This is a genomic window from Allofournierella sp. CML151 (genome assembly GCF_027853465.1).
In the GTDB taxonomy this organism is placed as follows: domain Bacteria; phylum Bacillota; class Clostridia; order Oscillospirales; family Ruminococcaceae; genus Allofournierella.
Map to the genome: position 1 here is coordinate 12,844 of NZ_JAPNNW010000015.1, position 18,294 is coordinate 31,137.

18 protein-coding genes are annotated in these 18,294 nt (G+C 59.1%); all 18 read right to left on the minus strand.

Features of this window, described 5'->3' with window-relative positions:
- Positions 1 to 5: 5 nt before the first annotated feature.
- Positions 6 to 1,187 carry a hypothetical protein gene (locus PH256_RS10995; protein WP_270914217.1) on the minus strand — a complete coding sequence of 394 codons (1,182 nt, stop codon included), beginning with the start codon at positions 1,185 to 1,187 and terminating at the stop codon, positions 6 to 8.
- Positions 1,184 to 2,395, minus strand: a complete 1,212-nt coding sequence (locus tag PH256_RS11000) for a hypothetical protein (protein ID WP_270914218.1) — start codon at positions 2,393 to 2,395, stop codon at positions 1,184 to 1,186. Before PH256_RS11000 ends, PH256_RS10995 begins: the two co-directional genes overlap by 4 nt.
- Before the next feature lie 19 nt (positions 2,396 to 2,414).
- Complete coding sequence (locus PH256_RS11005; protein ID WP_270914219.1) at positions 2,415 to 3,185, minus strand: hypothetical protein; 771 nt, start codon at positions 3,183 to 3,185, stop codon at positions 2,415 to 2,417.
- Positions 3,182 to 4,585 (minus strand): sensor histidine kinase, encoded by a 1,404-nt coding sequence (locus tag PH256_RS11010; RefSeq protein WP_270914220.1) that lies wholly within the window; start codon positions 4,583 to 4,585, stop codon positions 3,182 to 3,184. Before PH256_RS11010 ends, PH256_RS11005 begins: the two co-directional genes overlap by 4 nt.
- Positions 4,582 to 5,241 carry a response regulator transcription factor gene (locus tag PH256_RS11015; RefSeq protein ID WP_270914221.1) on the minus strand — a complete coding sequence of 220 codons (660 nt, stop codon included), beginning with the start codon at positions 5,239 to 5,241 and terminating at the stop codon, positions 4,582 to 4,584. The genes PH256_RS11010 and PH256_RS11015 overlap by 4 nt, the downstream gene beginning before the upstream one ends.
- A gap of 180 nt (positions 5,242 to 5,421) precedes the next feature.
- Complete coding sequence (locus tag PH256_RS11020; RefSeq protein WP_087183673.1) at positions 5,422 to 5,667, minus strand: hypothetical protein; 246 nt, start codon at positions 5,665 to 5,667, stop codon at positions 5,422 to 5,424.
- A 29-nt stretch (positions 5,668 to 5,696) separates the two neighbouring features.
- The gene (locus PH256_RS11025) at positions 5,697 to 5,930 is read right to left on the minus strand and encodes a hypothetical protein (protein WP_087183674.1); all 234 of its coding nucleotides are present in this window, start codon (positions 5,928 to 5,930) and stop codon (positions 5,697 to 5,699) included.
- Positions 5,927 to 6,448, minus strand: a complete 522-nt coding sequence (locus tag PH256_RS11030; protein ID WP_270914222.1) for a hypothetical protein — start codon at positions 6,446 to 6,448, stop codon at positions 5,927 to 5,929. The genes PH256_RS11025 and PH256_RS11030 overlap by 4 nt, the downstream gene beginning before the upstream one ends.
- A gap of 116 nt (positions 6,449 to 6,564) precedes the next feature.
- On the minus strand, positions 6,565 to 7,230 hold the full coding sequence (gene deoC, locus PH256_RS11035; RefSeq protein WP_087180798.1) for a deoxyribose-phosphate aldolase: 666 nt from the start codon (positions 7,228 to 7,230) through the stop codon (positions 6,565 to 6,567).
- Entirely contained in the window at positions 7,230 to 7,370 is a 141-nt protein-coding gene (locus PH256_RS11040) for a hypothetical protein (RefSeq protein ID WP_158096372.1), read from the minus strand. Before PH256_RS11040 ends, deoC begins: the two co-directional genes overlap by 1 nt.
- A 194-nt stretch (positions 7,371 to 7,564) precedes the next feature.
- On the minus strand, positions 7,565 to 9,490 hold the full coding sequence (locus tag PH256_RS11045) for a bifunctional 4-hydroxy-3-methylbut-2-enyl diphosphate reductase/30S ribosomal protein S1 (protein ID WP_270914223.1): 1,926 nt from the start codon (positions 9,488 to 9,490) through the stop codon (positions 7,565 to 7,567).
- 39 nt (positions 9,491 to 9,529) lie between these two features.
- A complete protein-coding gene (locus PH256_RS11050) occupies positions 9,530 to 10,147 on the minus strand; it encodes a lysophospholipid acyltransferase family protein (protein WP_087183676.1) in 618 nt (205 codons plus the stop codon).
- Between the two features lie 38 nt (positions 10,148 to 10,185).
- On the minus strand, positions 10,186 to 10,848 hold the full coding sequence (gene cmk / locus PH256_RS11055; protein ID WP_087183677.1) for a (d)CMP kinase: 663 nt from the start codon (positions 10,846 to 10,848) through the stop codon (positions 10,186 to 10,188).
- Between the two features lie 54 nt (positions 10,849 to 10,902).
- The gene (locus tag PH256_RS11060) at positions 10,903 to 12,117 is read right to left on the minus strand and encodes an NAD(P)/FAD-dependent oxidoreductase (protein ID WP_270914224.1); all 1,215 of its coding nucleotides are present in this window, start codon (positions 12,115 to 12,117) and stop codon (positions 10,903 to 10,905) included.
- The gene (locus PH256_RS11065) at positions 12,102 to 13,808 is read right to left on the minus strand and encodes a hypothetical protein (protein WP_270914225.1); all 1,707 of its coding nucleotides are present in this window, start codon (positions 13,806 to 13,808) and stop codon (positions 12,102 to 12,104) included. Before PH256_RS11065 ends, PH256_RS11060 begins: the two co-directional genes overlap by 16 nt.
- A gap of 34 nt (positions 13,809 to 13,842) precedes the next feature.
- Positions 13,843 to 14,766, minus strand: coding sequence for a glycosyltransferase (locus tag PH256_RS11070; protein WP_270914226.1), 924 nt, complete (start codon positions 14,764 to 14,766; stop codon positions 13,843 to 13,845).
- On the minus strand, positions 14,747 to 15,880 hold the full coding sequence (locus PH256_RS11075; RefSeq protein WP_087183681.1) for an FAD-dependent oxidoreductase: 1,134 nt from the start codon (positions 15,878 to 15,880) through the stop codon (positions 14,747 to 14,749). The genes PH256_RS11070 and PH256_RS11075 overlap by 20 nt, the downstream gene beginning before the upstream one ends.
- Positions 15,870 to 18,245, minus strand: a complete 2,376-nt coding sequence (locus tag PH256_RS11080) for a hypothetical protein (RefSeq protein ID WP_270914227.1) — start codon at positions 18,243 to 18,245, stop codon at positions 15,870 to 15,872. The genes PH256_RS11075 and PH256_RS11080 overlap by 11 nt, the downstream gene beginning before the upstream one ends.
- Positions 18,246 to 18,294: the final 49 nt, after the last annotated feature.

Consider the following 18,294-nt stretch of genomic DNA (forward strand, 5'->3'; position numbering starts at 1 on the left):
ATTCATCAATCATCCACCCAGGTGAAGTACCGGTATTCGGGCACGTTGTTCCAGTAGTCGTCTTTTTTGATGAGGGCGTAATATTCCCGCATATTCTTCCACCGCTCCGGTTCGCCCGTCTGGTTCATACCAATGCGGCTGTTTTCGCTTCGTCGGTATACCACCACATAGCTGTCCCCCAGAGGTGCCCGGGCATACAGCACAAATTCACCGCCGCCGCCTTCCCAGCTTCCCCTCAGCGTCATCTCCTGCATGCTGCCGTCGCTCAGATTCAGCGAACAGTACCGCAGAGGCCGCTCCGCACTCATTAAAAAAGCATGGCCATCCCACACATACTGCAGCCCGAAACCTTGCTCCGGCGTCTCCGGGCACCACAGGACTCTCCGCTCACCGCTGGCCAGTTCCACCGCACAAAGCTCCCAGCTTTCATCGTCCTGCAAATACAGTATCCCATCCTGCACCAACAGGTTGGAATGGGCCGGTTCTGGAAAATCGGCGAGTTCCCGCACCTTTCCGGTGGCAAGGTCCAGCTGCCAGTAGACGCATCCATCCTCCCGGAAGCTTTGGAATACCGGCTGACCGGCCATCTCCCCCGCAAATTCCCCCTCCGGAAGAGGTTCCGGGTACTCCACCGGGCGCGCCTCGGTTTCGCCGTTCCCACAGCGAAGCACCTGCGGGCTGTCGATCCGGCTTTCCTGCCCGACGAAAAACCAGACCGCGTCCTGCCACGCAAACACCACCAGCCGGGCAGTGCTGTCCGACCAGCCGTTCAATGCGTCAGAGATGGGCACAATGTCCGTTGCATCTTCGGTCTGCCAGAGCAGTACGGCCCCGCTCCCGTCCAGCTCGCTTCGCCAGATCTGCCCGCTGCGGCCTTTCTGGTTCCAGAGGCTGTCTGTGGAATAGTACAGGAACTTCCCGTCGGTGACCGGATAGCCGAGCAGCCTTCTCTGTCCCCCAATGGGCAGTACAAGATAGCGGGCGGTCATATCGGCGGTATCGCACACCACATTTTCCGTGGTGTAATAACGCCGTCCGTCCCAGGAGGTAAGCAGCCCTGTACCCGGCTGCTCCTGACTTTCCGGTGCCGCCGAAGCCACCGGAGTCGTGGATTCGGCCGGCTGCCCGCAGCCCACCACAAGCAGCAGCGCCAGCGCCGCTGCAAGCAGATGTTTTGCTTTTCTCATTCCGCCTGCTCCCCTTCCTGTTCAAAAATCCGGTAGTCGGGCCGGCCCGCCCAGTAATCCTCTTTGGCAATGAGGGCCAGCTCCTGCAGGGCAACCCGGGAATACACCGGCTCTCCCACCTCGTTCATCCACACCGTGTCCGTGGTGCATCCTCTCTCCACATCGATCAGGTAGTATTCCCCAAGCTGCGCCCGGATGTGCAGCGGCGTGCCGCCCTCATCCGTCAGCACGCTCTCCACCCTCTGGCCGGTGGCGCAGTCCACATACCACTGGCCCGACTCATAGCCTTCCATTCCCCGAACACGCAGTTTTCCATCCCAGATATCCTTCATGCGAACCAGCAGATAGCCGTCATCCGAGCTGGCAAGCTGCCGCACCGTCCCGGTTTTCAGGTCCAGACAATACACCCGCTCCTTGCCGTCCGGGTTGTCGGCGGACATGGTGCCCGCGCAGACGAAATTCTCCCGGATCAGCAGCGGCGGCCCCAGAAACAGCTGGGCCGCCTGGGGGTTTTCGCCGCTCAACAGAACCGTAATCTCCCCGGTCTCCGCGTCCAGCTGGAACAGACCCGCCTCCGGCTCCCACGAATCCCGCAGCACAGCCCGGCCCTGATACTCGCCCCAGAAGCGCATATGGCCGCCCAGCTGTTTCACCGGCTCACAGGAGCCGGATACCGGGTCCCACACATAGAGCCAGGTGGAATTCTCTTCCTCCTCGCCCCACCGGTGCACAAGGAAACAGCGCCGTTCACCGCCGCGCAACAGGATGGGCCGTTTGTCGTATTCGCCCCCACCGTCGGTGTAGGCAACTTCAATCTGCTCATGCTCACCGCATTCATAAAGGATCTGTACATCTCCGCCTTCCAGCGGCACCCGGCTCAGCGCCTCACTGGCGTCCTCCCCCGGCCGGGTCAGGACGAAATACAGCGCCTGCCCGTCCGAGACCGGGCCATCACTGCTCATCCGGTATCCGTCCGGCAGCTTCAGGTCCCACTGTTTCAACGTCATGGTCTCCAGATCATAGTACGCACTTCTGGTGTAATAACCATGGCTGTCGGTGCTGCGCAGCACCTGGGTCTGCGGCTCCTGGATCTGAATCGCGGGCGTTGGCGTGGGTGCCTCTGTGCCCGGGTCCGGCTCCTTCGCGCCACAGCCCGCCAGGAGCAGCAGAGGCAGCGTAACTGCCAGCAGCCAATGATTCCGTTTCACATGGCCCCCTCCTTCCGGTTTATTCCTCCAGCAGGCTCACATCCAGCTGAGCCAGCTCCTCCTGCTCCAGCGGGCAGACCCCGAACGCCAGCGCGCCGTCCACATAATTTGCGTACAGATACAGCTTCGCTCCCGGGGAATACCGGGCCCGCAGCTCGACAATGCTTTCCTCGTCCACGGGAAGCTGCGCCGTCACATCCAGCGCCTGCCAGTCCTCCAGCACATCCAGGCCGGTGACTGCCAGATATTCGTCCATCAGATGCTCCAGGTCCTGCCCGGTGTACTCCTGAACAGGATTCATCCGCAGCCGCACCAGCTGCCCCTGGGAGCTAAGCTCCCATTCCAGAGTGTTCCACATCTCTGCCCCCACCGGTGTATACAACCACCAGGCGGAAAAACCCACACTGTCGGAAATGGTTTGCCAGCTGTCCGCTTGCGCGATCTGCCGTTCCAGCTCCGCCTGCTCCTCCTCGCTCCAGAAATCCATCTGGTGCAAAAAGTCATACAGCCGGTCGGGCGCGTCGCCCAGGGCTTCCTGATTCGTCATCTGCAAAAGCGCTCCCGCGTAGTTTTTGATTCCCAGCAGCTGATCCCGGTCGTAAAGCTGGCGGGCAAAATCAATGCTTCTCGCCTGGGTGCTCTGCCCGTCAGCCGTCAGCTGGCGGGGCATGACCTGGGTATACAGCACCTCGTCGCTTCGCTCCATCAGGGGCAGCGGAGCGGCCAGCACCAGTGCCAGAAAGGCGAAAGCCGCCAGGAAGGCCGCTGCCGTAAAAAGCCTCTGTTTCATACCGTCCCCTCCCGCAAGTTCAGTTCCACCACCGTGCCCTGACCCAGCCTGCTTGTAAACCGCAGTTCACTGCCGTGCAGCCGGGCAATGCGGGCGCAGAGGGCCAGACCCATGCCGCTGCCGTTCTGGGCTCGGGCGCGGGATTTGTCCACCATATAAAAGGGTTCGGTGATGTGGGGCAGGTCCGCCTCCGGAATGCCCCGGCCCCGGTCCACTACCCGCAGCACGATGCCATTTTCGGTGCGGCCCGCGGTGATGTGCACCCGGTCATCCTTCGGCTGGGCCCTGGCCGCGTTCACCACCAGATTACGCACCAGGTCCGCCAGCAGGTCCCGGTCCGCCAGCACCGTGAGCGCCGGGTTACATTGGATCTCCAGCATGGGCGCAAGCTCGGGCAGGCTGGCCGCCGTATCCCGCAGCACCAGCACAAGCCGCACCGGCTCCAGCGTGAGCTCCTCCTGCTCCACAAGCCCCATCAGCTGCATCAGCTTACCGCTCAAAGTCTCCAGCCGCAAAGCCTCCCGGTGGATGTACTGCACCGCCTGCCGTTGGTCCTCCGGGTCCATCTCGCCGCTGCGCAGCAGGTCGGAATAGCCCAGGATACTGGTCATGGGGGTCTTCAGCTCATGGGTAAAGGCGGACACAAACTGCTTTTGCCGCAGGATGGTGTCCTCCATCTGGTCCACCTTATCCCGTACGGTGGCAGTCATGGCGTCAAAGCTGCGGCTGAGCGCGCCCACCTCGTCCCGGCTTTTCGTGGCGGTGGACAGGGTGTAGTCCCCCGCCGCCACCGCCCGGCTGGCCTTTTCCAGCTTTTTCAGCGGGCGGATCATCCAGCTCACCGCCAGAGCCGCCGCCGCGCCCGCGAGGGCCAGCGCCGCCAGCTCCAGCCGGAACAGCTCCCGGAATTTGTCTTCCCGGGCCTGGAACACACCCGTCACGTCGTAGGCACTCACCAGCCAGTATTCCTCGCCAGCCACCTGCACCTGGCTTGCCATCATCATATAGCTGCTTTGGCCTGCCTTTTGCAGCAGCAGCGCCTCTTCTCCGGCCTCAATGGCCCGGAGTGCCGCCTGCTGCCCCAGCACTGCGGGCAGACTGGAATACAGCGGTTCCTCGCCCTGATATACCGCGAAGCCGCCTTCCTGCTGCCCCACATACCGGCCCAGGCTTTCGCCGTAATCCACCACGGCCTGTCCGCTCAACATTCCGTCACTGACCTTAACCAGCAGCCCGTTCTGCAGTGAATAGGTATCCCGCCGGTGAGCCAGGGTGTTCCGGGTACGAGCCTGGTCGAAGTTCCGTTCAAAATCCGTTTTGATCAGCCAGCCGCCGCCCGCCGCCAGCAGAACGCCCAACAACAACAGAATGGTCAGAACCAGTTTCGGCGCGAGTTTCATGGCGTTTCCTCCAATCGGTAGCCTATCCGGGGAATGGTACGGATCATGTGCTGCCAGCCCAGCTTTTTGCGCAGCCGGTGGATGTGGATGTCCAGGGTGCGGGTGTCCAGCTCGGCATCCCGTCCCCAGACCCGCTCGTACAGGGTGTCCCGATAAAGCGCAATGTTCTTGTTGTGCAGCAGCACCAGCAACAGCTGATACTCGGTGGGGGTGAGGGCCACCTCCTGCCCGGCCTTTTTCACCTGCCGGGTGGACACATCCACCGTCACGTCCCCGGCTTTCAGCATTGCCTGTCCCCGGCCGGAAAGCCGCAGCACATTTTCCACCCGGGCCAGCAGCTCCTCGGGGGCGAAGGGTTTTACAATGTAGTCGCAGGCGCCCAGATGCAGCCCCTTCACCCGGTCAGCCACGGTGGTCTTTGCGCTGATGAAGATCACCGGGATGCCGGTGGGCCGGATGAAGTCAATCAGCTCGTAGCCGTCCGCTCCGGGGAGCATGATGTCCAGCAGCACCAGATCGTACTCGTTTTTCTCCAGCAGCTCGGCGGCCTTCAGCCCGTCAAAGGCCATCTGGCAGGTATAGCCCATCCGGGCCAGCGTCATGGCGATCAGCTGCGCGATGGCCACCTCGTCGTCCACGATCAGAATCGGCTTCATTGCTCATGCCCCCTGTTTTCCTTTTCCATCCTGATGATAGCAACGCTATCTTTCGGAGTTGTTACAAAATGTTCTGCTTTTCTCCATGATAGCAAACGGCACCACGAAAAAACAGGCCCCGGACCCTTTCCTCGGGTCCGGGGCCTGTTTTCTCAGTTTTTGCCGCGCTGCGTGCCGGTGTTATTGTTCGTGGGGCTTCCTGTCGTTTAGGGTCTTCTGCACCGCATCCAGCTTTTGCAGCACAGCCAGTGTGCAGCCCACCACCAGGGCCGCCAGCAGCGCAAGCCCGGTCATGACAGGGGCAAAATAGGAATTCACAAAGGCATCGCCTCCGATCAGGCACAGCTGGCCCAGCCCGCCCAGCAGATAGCTGTTGCCAAAGAAAAACACCACAAAGGTCAAAAGTCCTGCAACCACAGGCTTCATATCCGTTCCGTCCTTTCCTCTTTTTGGGATTATTCTTTCCGGAATGCTTCAATCACACTGAGCGCGAATCCGGCCAGTGTCACAGCAATACAGACCCCCAACGGAAGCTGTAGACGCATTCCCAGGAGGCAGCCGTACCAGCCGGTAATTCCGTTGTAGCTCCAGGGATTCATAGGGCTCAGTACCATGGCGCCGATTAGCAAAATCCCGCCAAAAAACCCCATACACATGAGGACCAACCCCAAAACCATTTTTCTGCTCATTCGTTCCCCTCCTTCTTGTTTGCCGTTTCCAGGCATTCCATCACCGCGCTGCGCCATTCCTCCTGATTGGATACGCTGCAGCGCCAGGTCTCGTCCACATAGGAGACCTCCAGCGTTCCGTAAAAATCGTTCAGCTCTATCAGCATCCCGCTGCCCTGAGTGCCGTCCGGCAGTTGGGTGTCGCCAAATTCCAGAAGCAGCAGCCATTTGAAGTCCTCCGGCTGCAGCGCATGGCTTTTGCCGCCCAGTGGAAACAGGCTGAGCAGGCTGCGCCGGAAGGAGGCTTTCTCCATCAGCTCGGTCACCTGCGCAAAGGCTGTGTCGCCGTTTTGCAGGGTAAGAGTAATCTCCTCGCCGGTTTGCCCGCGCCGGAAGCTGGCCTGGATTGCCCGGCAATCCTCCAGCCGGATGCCCGGGCAGAGCTGCTCCAGGGTCATGGGCCTGGTGTAGCTCAGGACAAAGCATAGACCCGCCAGCACCGCAAAAGCCGCCAGCGCGCAGATAATTTTTTTGCCCATGCTTCCCACCCCGCCTTTTTGCTTGATTTGAGTATAGCATTTTACCGGAGCAGTTTTCAACCAAAAGCGGGCCGCCGGTGGAAAACCCCGGCGGCCCGCTGAAAAATTCAATTCAATTAGTATCCGCTGGACTCCAGGCCCTGCAGAATCTTCACTGCGCGGCTGGTACCCAGGCGGTCGGCGCCCAGCTCCAGGAACTTCTCGATGTCCTCGATGGTGGAGATGCCGCCCGCAGCCTTGATCTTGCAGCGGCCGCGGCAGCAGCGGGCAAACAGTTCGATGTCCGCGAAGGTGGCGCCGCCGGTGGAGAAGCCGGTGCTGGTCTTGATGAAGTCCGCGCCAGCCTCGCACACGATGTCGCACATCTTTTCCTTCTCGGCATCGGTGAGCAGGCAGGTCTCGATGATAACCTTCAGTACTTTGTCGCCGATGGCTTTCTTGATTGCGGCGATCTCATCGCGCACAAAGTCGTACTCGCCATTCTTCAGGCGGCCGATGTTGATGACCATGTCCACTTCCTCGGCGCCGTTCTCAATGGCGGTCTTGGCCTCGAACACCTTGGTGGCGGTGTCGGTGGCACCCAGAGGGAAGCCCACAACGGTGCACACGGGGATCGCGCCCTTCATGTACTCGCAGGCCTGCTTCACATAGCCGGGATTGATGCAGATGGAGGCAGTGTGGTTTTCCATAGCCTCGTCGCAGATCTTCTGAATGTCGGGCCAGGTGGCGTCGGCCTTCAGCAGAGTATGGTCAACCTTTGCCAGGATCTCTTTTTTATCCATTACTTGATCTGACCTCCCAACTTGCACTGCTTGCACTGACGGGCCTTAAACATGCCCACCGCACTGAACACAATCGCCGTTACAGACAGGCTCAGGCCCACGATCCCAAGGATCAGGCCAGTCAAACGAAACGCTTTCATAAATTCAACGATCTCCTTTCCCTGAGGTGCCGGGCAAAAAACAGCCTGCCGGTGGTGGCAGCGCCGCCCGCCCTGCTCTGGAATAGTTCCAGTATAGCATGTTTTCGCCCTGATTCCTAGTGATTTGCATGTAAATACATGTGGCAAATAAAAAAGCCGCCCGGCAATTGCCGGGCGGCTTCTGAGCCATTTGATTATTCGGCGTCGCTGTTCTCGTCGTCCAGCAGAGCCTTCATGGACAGGCTGATGCGCTTCTTGTCGAAGTCGACATCCAGCAGCTTCACGTTGACCTCATCGCCAACCTTCAGCACGTCGCCAACCTTCTCCACGCGCTCGTTGCTGATCTCGGAGATGTGAACCAGACCGTCCACACCGGGCAGGATGCGAACGAAAGCACCGAACTTGGTGATGCTCACAACGGGAGCGGTGAATACGCTGCCGATGGGATACTCGTTCTTCAGCTTCTCCCAGGGGTTGTCCTCGGCCTTCTTGTAGCCCAGGGAAACCTTGTGGTTCTCGGGGTCCAGAGCCTTCACATACACCTCGATGGTGTCGCCCACGGAAACGACCTCGCTGGGGTGCTTGATGCGGTTCCAGCTCAGCTCGCTGATGTGGCACAGGCCGTCCACGCCGCCGATGTCCACGAAGGCACCGTAAGCGGTCAGGCTCTTCACAACGCCGGTGTAGGTCTTGCCAACCTCAACGTCAGCCCAGAAGGCCTCACGCTTGGCAGCGTTCTCCTCGGCGGTAACCTTGTTGATGGAACCAACGATCTTGCGGCCAGCGCACTCGGTGATGATCAGCTTCACGTTCTGCTTTACCAGAGCGTTGATATCCTCGTCACGGCGCATGGTAGCCTGGCTGCGGGGTACGAATACCTTAACGCCCTTCACCAGAACGATCACGCCGCCCTTGTTGGTCTCGGTGACAACGCCTTCCATGACGGTGCCTTCCTCAGCGGCCTTGGCCACCTCTTCCAGACCCTTGCGGGCTTCCAGCTTCTTGCGGGACAGGTAGGCAACGCCTTCCTGATCGTTAACTTTTTCAACGACGAGGTCCAGCTTGTCCCCAACCTTGACCAGATCCTCCGCACGGGCTGCGGGGTCGTCGGTAAGCTCACTCAGTTTCACAAAACCGGTGTGTTTGGTGCCGATATCAACCTGCACCTCGTTGGGCGTAATGCTGGTAACAGTGCCCTCCACTACCTTACCTGCGAAAACAGGCTTGAGATTAGCCTCGCTTTCTGCGAACATCTCGGCAAAGCTCATCTCTTCACGGATTTCTTCACTCATACTGTTAAGTACCTCCTCAATTATAGACGATGGCGTGGAAGCCCCGGCTGTGACGGCCACTGTGTCCACACCCTCAAACCATTCCGGCCGGAGCTCCTTTGCGGTCTCCACCGTAACGGCCTTTGTGTGTTTTTCAGCGACTTTTACAAGCTTTTGGGTATTGGAAGAATGATGACCTCCAATGACGACCATCAGGTCGCATTTTCGGCTGAGGTCTTCCGCCTCCTGTTGCCTCGTCCACGTCGCATTACATATTGTATCAAAAATCTCGGCGTTTGTATAGTCTTTTTTTATAAAGTTTGTACATTCTAACCATTTTGTTACCTGAAATGTGGTTTGTGCCACCACGATTATACCATTTTGCCCATTTTTCGGGCCCTGCCAGGCCTTTAATTCATCCAAATCGGCGAACACAAATACCTCGCCTTTGGTGTGGCCGACGATGCCCTGCACCTCCGGATGGGTCTTGTCGCCCGCCACCAGCAGGGTTTTGCCCTCGTCGCTGGCGCGCTTGGCAATGCGATGAATCTTGGCCACAAAGGGGCAGGTGGCGTCGTGAAGCACCAGGCCCTTTTCCGCAATAGCGCTGTACACATCCGCGCCAACGCCATGGCTGCGGATGACCACCTCGTACCCGTCGGGCACATCTTCCAGCCCTGCAGCGGTGACCACGCCCTTGGACTCCAGGTCTGCCACACACTGGGGGTTGTGGATCAGCGGGCCCAGGGTGACCACCTTGTGCCCCTCTTCGGCCAGCTGATAGGTCAGCTTCACCGCACGGTCCACACCAAAGCAGAACCCGGCGGTCTTGGCTTTCAAAATTTTCATGGGTACTTCTCCCTTTATTCTGCCCCGCCTGCGCGGGGTTTATTCAAACTTATTCTGCTGATACAGCTCCTCCCAGGCGTCGGCCAGCATGGCCTTGCACTCCCGGAGCTTTGCGGCGGATTTGTGCTCGCCCATATCCAGCGCAGCGGCGGGGATGGGCTTGCCGAAGCAGACCTTCACCCCACTGAACAGCTTCATGTGCCCGTGGCGGTAGATGATGCGGCAGGGGATCATATCCACCCCGGCAGCGCTGGCCACCACAAAAGCGCCGCTCTTGATTTTGCCGGGCTCACCGGTCTTGGAACGGGTGCCCTCCGGGAAGATCAGAAGGCCCTGCCCTTTTTTCACCTTTTCCACGGCGGCTTCCACCGCGCCGGTGTCACCCTTGCCCCGCTCTACGCCGAACACGCCCACGTTGCGGAACATCCAGCTCAGCAGCGGATTCACCTCGAACAGCTCCTCCTTGGCCATGATCAGCATCCGTTTGCCCCAGAACCGGGCAATGACCACGAACACCGGGTCGATGGCAGAGATGTGATTGGGCGCCAGCACAAAGCCCTTGCCGTCCCGGGGCAGGTTCTCCTTGCCCACCACCCGAATGCGGAAGACCAGATGCCAGATCAGCCAGGCTCCGGTCACCATAATACCATAAAACATGCTTGTTTCCTTTCTCGATTGGCTTGAAATTGGAACGCTCAGACCCGGCTGAGAATCAGCGACTTCAGGGCCTGGAAGCTCTCTTCCAGATCCATCTCACTGGTGTCCACCAGAACGGCGTCCTCGGCCTGGCGCAGCGGCGCGGTGGCCCGGTGGCTGTCCTGATAATCCCGGCGGCGGATGTCCTCCAGAACAGTCTCGTAATCGGTGTCCACGCCCTTGTCCTGCAGCTCCTTGAAGCGCCGGTCAGCCCGGGCCTCAGCGCTGGCGGTGAGGAAAATCTTCACGGTGGCGCCAGGCAGAATCACGGTGCCGATGTCCCGCCCGTCCATCAGAATGTCGTGGGTGCGGGCCATGCCTCGCTGCAGCTCCAGCAGGAAAGCACGCACCGGCGGATGGGCCGACACCGCACTGGTGGCCATGCCCACATTCTCGGCCCGGATGGCCTCGCTCACATCCTCGCCGCACAACAGTACTCGCTGGGCGCCGTCCACATAGCGCAGCTCAATCTGAATCTGAGGCAGAAGGGCCGTGACCGCAGCCTCATCCTTGGGGTCCACGCCCTGGCGCAGGGCGAACAGGCCGATGGCACGATACATGGCGCCGGTATCCACATACAGGTAGCCCAGCTCCTTGGCAAGGCGTTTTGCAAGGGTCGATTTTCCCGCCCCGGAGGGGCCGTCGATGGCAACAGAGATCATGTTTTCCTTACTTCCTTCTATTATATTCTATGCAAAGCGGCCCCGCCGCCTGTATCACAAATTCGCAGCGAAGGCCTGGGCGGTGCACCAGGCGATCTGCAGGTTGTAGCCGCCGGTGTAGGCGTCCACGTCCAGCACCTCGCCGGCAAAGTAAAGCCCCGGGCAGAGCTTGGACTCCATGGTTTTGGGGTCCACCTGCTTCACGTCCACGCCGCCGGCGGTGATCACCGCGTGGGCCAGGTCGCCCCGCTTGCTGATGGGCACCTCCCAGTGCTTGACCAGCCGCACCAGCTCCCGCTTCTGCTCCTTGGTGATCTGGTTGGCCCGGGTGGCCGGGTCCACGCCCCAGCGTTTGACCATCACCGGCTGCATGCTGGCGGGCAGCAGCTTCACCAGTGCGCCCTGGGCGCTCTTGTTGGCCAGCAGGGCAAAGTCGTTGGTGACCCGTTTATACAGCTGCTCCTCGTCCAGAGCGGGCTTCAGGTCGATGACCGCCTTCCAGGCATGCTTCTGCATATCCTTGATGTAGCTGGAGGCCATCAGGGTCAGCGGGCCGGAAATGCCGAAATGGGTAAACAGCATCTCGCCCATTTCGGTGAACACGGCCTTTTTGTCCCGGTAGAGGGTGAGGGTTACGTTTTTCAGCGAAAGCCCCATCATGGCCCGGCAGTCCTCGTCCGGGGAGACCAGGCTGCACAGGCTGGGCACGGTGGGCACGATCTTGTGGCCCGCCTGCTTGGCCAGCTGGTAGCCGTCGCCGGTGGAGCCGGTCACCGGATAGCTCACGCCGCCGGTGGCCACCAGCACCGCGTCCGCGGTCAGCGTGCGGCCGCTTTTGGTCACGACGCCCACGGCCCGACCTTCCTCGATCAGAAGCTTTTCCGCCCCATCGTACAGGATCTGTGCCCCGTCTGCATAGCGCAAAAGGGCCTGGCGGATGTCCTCGGCCCGGTCGCTCACCGGGAAGACCCGGCGGCCCCGCTCGGTTTTCAAGGGGACACCCAGCTCCTCAAACAGCTCCATGGTCTTGGCCGGGGGGAAGGCGTAGAGCGACGAATACAGAAAGCGCGGATTGGTGCGCACATTCTGCAAAAAGGTGTTTTCGTCGCAGTTGTTGGTCACATTGCACCGGCCCTTGCCGGTGATGAGCAGCTTCTGGCCGGGCTTTTCGGTGTGCTCCAGCACGGTGACCGAATGGCCCAGCCGCACAGCCGCACCCGCAGCCATCAGACCGGCCGCGCCCGCGCCCACAATCAGGATGTTTGCCACTGATTTTTCCTCCAAAGGGTCAGGATACCGGCCCCGCTGTAAAGCAGCAGCAGCGGGTGCACGGTGGAAAGGTACATGGTGGAGGTGCCGATGTTGAAGGAGGCCACCTCCACAAACGCGATCATAAAGCAGCGCAGCAGCGCCATTCCCAGAAGGCCCAGCAGCAGCACCCACAGCAGGGCCTGCCCGGGCTGGATGGCTTTTTGCTTGCGCAGCTGCAGCAGCTGGATTCCCCGCCGTGCCTGCAGCACAACTGCAGCCACAAACAGCACCGGCAGACCCACCGCGTATACCAGCCGGATGACCTCCATGCCGGTGTACACCAGCTTTTGCAGCGGGCTGTAATAGGGCAGGTCGCTGCCCGCCTGAGCCGCACTGTTCACCTGCTGGCCCAGATAAGCCTCATAAACCGCCTCGTCCTCGGGCAGAATCAGGCTGCGCTGGTCCGCATAATAGGGTGCACAGTCCCGGAAGGTGAGGGTGTGCAGCAGACTGCGTACCCCCTCCGCCAGCACATCCGGCACATACTCCATCCGGATGGGCGGGGTAGTGCTGCTGCGCTCGGGTCCGTTTGCTTCCAGCTGGCCGGAATCACACAGGGCGTTGATGGCATCCGCCACCTGCTGCCAGTACTCCGCTGCCTTCTGGGGGCTGTCATACACACCCTCGTTCCAGGCAGCCTTGCGCAGCGCCCAGTAGAAGCTGCCGGACTGGTAATCGTCCAGCTCCGGGTTGCGGAAGCTGTTCTGAAGATCCTCATCCTCTTCCAGCCAGTATTCCAGCGGCTGCAGCTGAGGCACCGCGTCGTACAGCTTCATGCGCACATCGGTGGGCACGCTGCACAGGGGTTTCCACTCCTCGGCCTTCACCCGGCTCATGGCTCCCACCGCTGCAGCAAAACTGCCGGAAGAGAAATCGCTCACCGCGAACAGACCGTAGTAGGCGTAGTTCACCGCACTGTAAGCGAGGATTGCCGCTGCCAGCAGGCCGTAGGGCACCGCCAACAGGGCGCAGCGGCCCAGCTTTTTGGGCAAGGCGCCCTTGTCCCGCAGAGCGGTGACAATCAGAATCAGGGTGCCCGCCGCCGCGAAGGGCAGCAGCCAGATACCATCCTCTCGGGTGAGCCAGGCAAGGCCCAGCCCCACGCCGGACAGCACCAGCCAGCCGATGCCCTGCTTTACCGGCCTGCGGCAGCGCAGCGCGTAACCGCACAGCCCGGCAAAGAACAGCATGCACAGTCCGGGGAAGATGTTGTCCCGGTAAACGCGCAGGGTGAAGGAGGCGGTGGCCGCCGGGCTGAAGGCCAGCAAGGCGAACACTGCAAACCGGCTCTTCCACCTGCGCAGCACCGGCGCAAAGGCGAAAGCACAGGCCAGTGCGGCGCTGCAGGTGAGCAGCTGCCCCGCCGCCAGGTAAGGCAGGTGCAGCAGGCTGCACAGCGCTAGCCACACCGCAAAGAACATGTGTTTGGAAAGGGTAAGCCAGTCGTAGGCCCCCAGCCACTGCCCGGCGGTGATGCTCTGGGCCGCCCCGAACATGAGTTCATCGTCCAGCGGGGCACCGCCCACCCAGACATAGACCATCTGGAAGCGGGTCATCACAAGCTTGACGAGCACCACCAGTACCACCAGCACCCAGAAGGTGCGGCGGCTTATATCCTGTTGCAGCGCACTGCGCAGCCGTTTGTTCATGGTGTTTCTCCCTTTGTTGCTGTAAATGTATCGGTTATTTCTGGATCTTCTCGATCCCCTCGATCAGATAGGCCTGCTTGCGGAACACCAGATCCACCAGCAGGCTCAGGTACTTCACCGCGATGGTCAGGATCACGAACATCCCGGCCAGGCCGCCGCTGAGCACCAGCATGGTGGTGGTCCAGCCGGTGACCGGCTCGCCCACCAGCCACACCACCACGGTGTAAACCAGTGCAATCAGGGTAAGCAAAGCCATTGCGCAGGAAATTCCGAAGCTGATCTTGTAGCCCGCGTTGGTGTACAGGGCCAGGCTGTCGATGGCCTTGTCCAGCCGGGCCTCCTGCTGGCCGCGAATGCTCCCCTCAAAATGCAGGGTCTTGCAGGCCAGCCCGCTGGCCGCATAGGCCGCCTTGCGGTAGGGCAGATTTTCACTGATGGCCTTCACCCGGTTGATAGCCCGGCGGCTCACCAGCCGGAAGGCGTCGCTCTCCAGCTTGTAAATGCTGTTGCTGAAGGCGTTGAACAGAGCGTAAAAAGCCTTGCTGGCCGTCTTCTGGCGGCTGGGACTGACGGTCACCACGTCAAAGCCGGTGAGCGCCGTTTCATAGGCCTGCCAGATCATTTCTGCCGGGTAAGGGGTATCCAGGCTGTCGAACTCGAACACAAAGTCGCCGATGGCCGCATCCAGCCCGGCATTCATGGCCTGCTCCACCCCCTGGTGCAGGCTCATGTTCAGAATGGTCAATGGCTTTTCCATCCTCCCGGCCGCAAATTCCTTCAGCCGGGCCACCGTATCGTCCGTGCAGCCGTCGTTCACGGCCACGATCTCGTAGTAGTCAAAATGCTCCTCCAGCCGGGCCAGCAGCCGGTCGAAGAAGGACTCCACCTGCCCGGCGCAGTCGTGCAGATAGACCACCGCCGAGATAAAATTCTTTTCCTTATTCGTGATCTGCGCCATATTGCAGCACCTCATCCAAATCGTAAACGGTATTGATCTTGCCGGACAGCACGCTCACAAAGGCCGGGTCCGACGCATACTGCCGGATCACCGTGGGGCGGGAATCGTCGATCTCGCTGGCCTTCAGAATGGGCTTCATGCTGAACAGACTTCCGGCATAGGCAAAGCCGTATTCCGGCTTCAGATACTTGCGGGCCAGCTGGCTCATCATGGGCCAGGCGCTGGCAGGCTTGGCCGGGCACTCGTTGCAGTTGTAAAGATCGCCCGGGCGGCATTTTCCCTCGCTGCGGCTCTGGCACTGGAAGGTAGCCACGCTGTCGTAGCTGGTCACATGGGGGGTAAAGGTCACGCTGGTCAGGCTGTGGTAGCCGGTCTGACCGAAGGGCATGATGGAGAAAAACGGCCCGTCCATCACGGTGATACCGGTGTTTTTCAGCTTGTCATCCACGGTACAGAGGATGATCTCGCACAGCTCATACTTGATCTTGAAGGGCTCATAGCCCAGCATGGCGTGCAGCTCGTTCACCCCGGCATAGGTGGCGTTCAGCAAAAAAGGCGCTTCGGCGGTGATGTCCCCCGCCTTTACCCGCCAGACGCTGCCCGCCCGCTCCACAGATTCCGGCTTGCGGCTGTAGGCGATGGTCACATTCGGCAGCTTTGCCAGCTCCTTCAGAAAATACTCCTTGAGCACCTGGGCATCGTAGGTGTATTCGGTGGTCAGGAACGCGCCGTCGCACTGACCGGGGTTGAAGTATTTGGTGGGGGCCACATCGTCGCAGCGGATGTTCGCCGCCGCGCAGAAGTCCCGGAACTCCTGGGCATTGGTCCAGGAGAAATGGGCGCTGGTGGCGTAGACCTGATCGAATTCCTTGAGCAGGCAGAAGTCATAATCCCGGCAGAAGCGCTCAAAGTAATGGGCGCTCTTGATGGCCGTGGAATAGCTGCGGGGGTAGTGGTAGCCCATGTGGACCCGGGCCTGGTTGATATAGGTGGCACGCATGAAGGGGCCGGGGTCCTTTTCCAGCACCAGTACCCGCTGGCCCACCGCGCCGCACTTCTGCGCCGCGTACAGACCGTAAAGCCCCGCGCCCACAATGATTTTATCAAAAATCATATTCGTATTCTTCCTTTTTATCATTTGAGGAAAGAGGACCGTTCACCAGAGTCAGCAAAAAAATGGCAAAGCTCATCATCTGGATCGGCCAGAAATAGCGCTGATCATCCCAGCCGGTGGAGAGAAGCAGAGAGAAAATATGTCCCACAAGGGGAACAAACACCAGCATCTTCCACCACGGCTGTCGCCGTAACCGCCAAAAAGCCACACACAGAACGGAAAGAAGCGTCCATACACCAACTCTCCAGACAATCACGCCCTTCAGTGTATAAGCGATATTGTCCGACGCATACTTTTCCACCTGCGCAGTAAAGGAATTTTCTACTCGCCGGGGATAATAGTCCTGCCAGGGCTCAACTCCCGTTTCATCCATACAACCACTCAGATTCAATACCCTCGGCGCGCCTTTTGCAGCAGCAATGTTCCACACACCGTCTGTTCTGCATGCAACCTGCTGCACCATCCGAACCGGATTGTGTACAAAAGTATCCAGATAGGCGGTGATCACGCTTCCCACACTACCGCTATAGGCCATTTTATAAGCCCAGAAACGATAGGGCGTGTAACTTCCGGACTGCAATCGTCCCTCTGACACTTCCTCAAGCAAAGCCATCGTATTCTGTGAGATTGTTCCTCCGGAATGATATACCCCAAGTATATCATGAACCAGCCCTATATACGCACCGCCTGAGTTATCTTCCGCCACCGGCTGCACATCAATATAGCGGTAAACCGGGCCGACGATTACTCCGATCAGCAAAACACTCAACGCAACGGCAACAAAACGCATGCGCCCCAGTTTTTTGATCGCCGCAATCGCCGCAATCATCATCACGAACGGTACAATTCCATTGGCACGAATCAGCGCCACACCTGTCAGTGTTACTGCAACTTCCAGCAAAAACAGGAGATTTTTTCGCTTTTCGGGCAGCTCTGTGTATTCCATTGCCAACACAGTCAGCAACAGCAGAAGGCACCCATAGGGAACGTCCTTCCAGATTGTGCAAAGCAGAACCGGAGTACTGGGTATTGCCGCGATAAAGATGGTAGCCAGAATAATTCCTGTCGGCCTCATCCCCTTCTTGTACAAAAGCCCGCACAGCCGGCACCAGGGCCAGAGAAAAACCACCGTCTGAGCCAAAACAATCATGTAGGTGGAGTCCCATATTTTAACAAGAACCGCCAGGCAAAGGATGTATATCGGCGGATGCCAGTTTTCCAGCCCATACACCTGATGAGCCCCCTGCGCAAGGCAGGTGGCCGAATCTGTTGTAGAAATCGCCGGGTTTGCCCCAAGCAACACAAAGCATACGGGTAAAACCACAATCACAATCAGCAGTACCGTGAGCGAAACCGGCATATTTTTGTTTCGATGGGGCTGAGGCCTCCGGCATTCCATGAAGCAGAGCGCACAAAAGATGAACGGCGCTACCCAGAGCCAACAAATCAGAAACTGTAAAACACTTGCGAAATCAATGCTTCGCCCCACCGGATATATAGACAAATAATTACCGCAAAGCGCAAATGCGGCGTAAAAAGAAATTCCCCATCCAACCGCAATTCCCGCCTTACCATATCTGCGTCTGACCTGGTCATAGGCCTTTGGAACAACTGCGGTACAAAGACCGCCTGCTACTGCCACAGTCCAAACAAACGGATCGTCCATCACATTTTCAAGCGTATAATGGAATGTAAAGCAGATCGCTGCCAGCTCCATCAAAAGCGCCAATCCCCACCAGGCGTAAGCTTTTGTACTCCAGTCGACTGCCCTGACATATCGGATATACACTCCGGCTACATATCTGCGGATATCCCCCATAAACCAAATCAACGCTGTTGCCAGTGTGCCATATACAAAGAACAACACAGCGTATGCGCAAACCTCTATTGTGCTCACAGGCTGCAGATAGCGGGCGCGGATCAACGTGTTCTGTGCCGGTTGGCCGTCCAGCAAAACAGTTCCGTCCCAGCCATACTCCTGCATTCCCTGTCCCACGGCAATTTGGGCACCTTCCTGTGTATCGATACAGAATACATACTCTGCGCCTTTTTCCAGCGGGAGATTGGCAGCAAAAGAAACCACGCTGTTCTGATCCTCAGGCGAAAGTTTTTTTGTTGAATGAAATATTATTTTTCCATCTTCATTCTGAACAGAAAGCTCAATCGTTTGATACACAGGCTGTAAAGTTCCCAGCCGAAGTTCCAAACAATTCAGCGTATCCTGCCGCGCCTCGCCGTATGCCTGAATCCGGCTGACAAGAGTCTCGTTTACTTCACTTATCTGCATCAAACCAGACGGTTCTACTGCGGCCTTTTTACGATAACTTCCACCAAAAAAGCAGAACAGAACTATCAGCCAGACCATAAAAATCGCTATTCCACGAATTTGTTCTGTCCGTTTCTTACAGTTTAAG

Bases quoted from the DNA above. Each gene is read 5' to 3' on its own strand.
- PH256_RS11070 (WP_270914226.1), bottom strand. From the start codon at position 14,766: ATGGCGCAGATCACGAATAAGGAAAAGAATTTTATCTCGGCGGTGGTC.
- PH256_RS11005 (WP_270914219.1), bottom strand. From the start codon at position 3,185: ATGAAACAGAGGCTTTTTACGGCAGCGGCCTTCCTGGCGGCTTTCGCC.
- PH256_RS11025 (WP_087183674.1), bottom strand. From the start codon at position 5,930: ATGAGCAGAAAAATGGTTTTGGGGTTGGTCCTCATGTGTATGGGGTTT.
- PH256_RS11030 (WP_270914222.1), bottom strand. From the start codon at position 6,448: ATGGGCAAAAAAATTATCTGCGCGCTGGCGGCTTTTGCGGTGCTGGCG.
- PH256_RS11075 (WP_087183681.1), bottom strand. From the start codon at position 15,880: ATGATTTTTGATAAAATCATTGTGGGCGCGGGGCTTTACGGTCTGTAC.
- cmk (WP_087183677.1), bottom strand. From the start codon at position 10,848: ATGATCTCTGTTGCCATCGACGGCCCCTCCGGGGCGGGAAAATCGACC.
- PH256_RS11080 (WP_270914227.1), bottom strand. From the start codon at position 18,245: ATGGTCTGGCTGATAGTTCTGTTCTGCTTTTTTGGTGGAAGTTATCGT.
- PH256_RS11045 (WP_270914223.1), bottom strand. From the start codon at position 9,490: ATGAAAATTTTGAAAGCCAAGACCGCCGGGTTCTGCTTTGGTGTGGAC.
- PH256_RS11050 (WP_087183676.1), bottom strand. From the start codon at position 10,147: ATGTTTTATGGTATTATGGTGACCGGAGCCTGGCTGATCTGGCATCTG.
- deoC (WP_087180798.1), bottom strand. From the start codon at position 7,230: ATGGATAAAAAAGAGATCCTGGCAAAGGTTGACCATACTCTGCTGAAG.
- PH256_RS11065 (WP_270914225.1), bottom strand. From the start codon at position 13,808: ATGAACAAACGGCTGCGCAGTGCGCTGCAACAGGATATAAGCCGCCGC.
- PH256_RS11040 (WP_158096372.1), bottom strand. From the start codon at position 7,370: ATGAAAGCGTTTCGTTTGACTGGCCTGATCCTTGGGATCGTGGGCCTG.
- PH256_RS11020 (WP_087183673.1), bottom strand. From the start codon at position 5,667: ATGAAGCCTGTGGTTGCAGGACTTTTGACCTTTGTGGTGTTTTTCTTT.
- PH256_RS11015 (WP_270914221.1), bottom strand. From the start codon at position 5,241: ATGAAGCCGATTCTGATCGTGGACGACGAGGTGGCCATCGCGCAGCTG.
- PH256_RS11010 (WP_270914220.1), bottom strand. From the start codon at position 4,585: ATGAAACTCGCGCCGAAACTGGTTCTGACCATTCTGTTGTTGTTGGGC.
- PH256_RS10995 (WP_270914217.1), bottom strand. From the start codon at position 1,187: ATGAGAAAAGCAAAACATCTGCTTGCAGCGGCGCTGGCGCTGCTGCTT.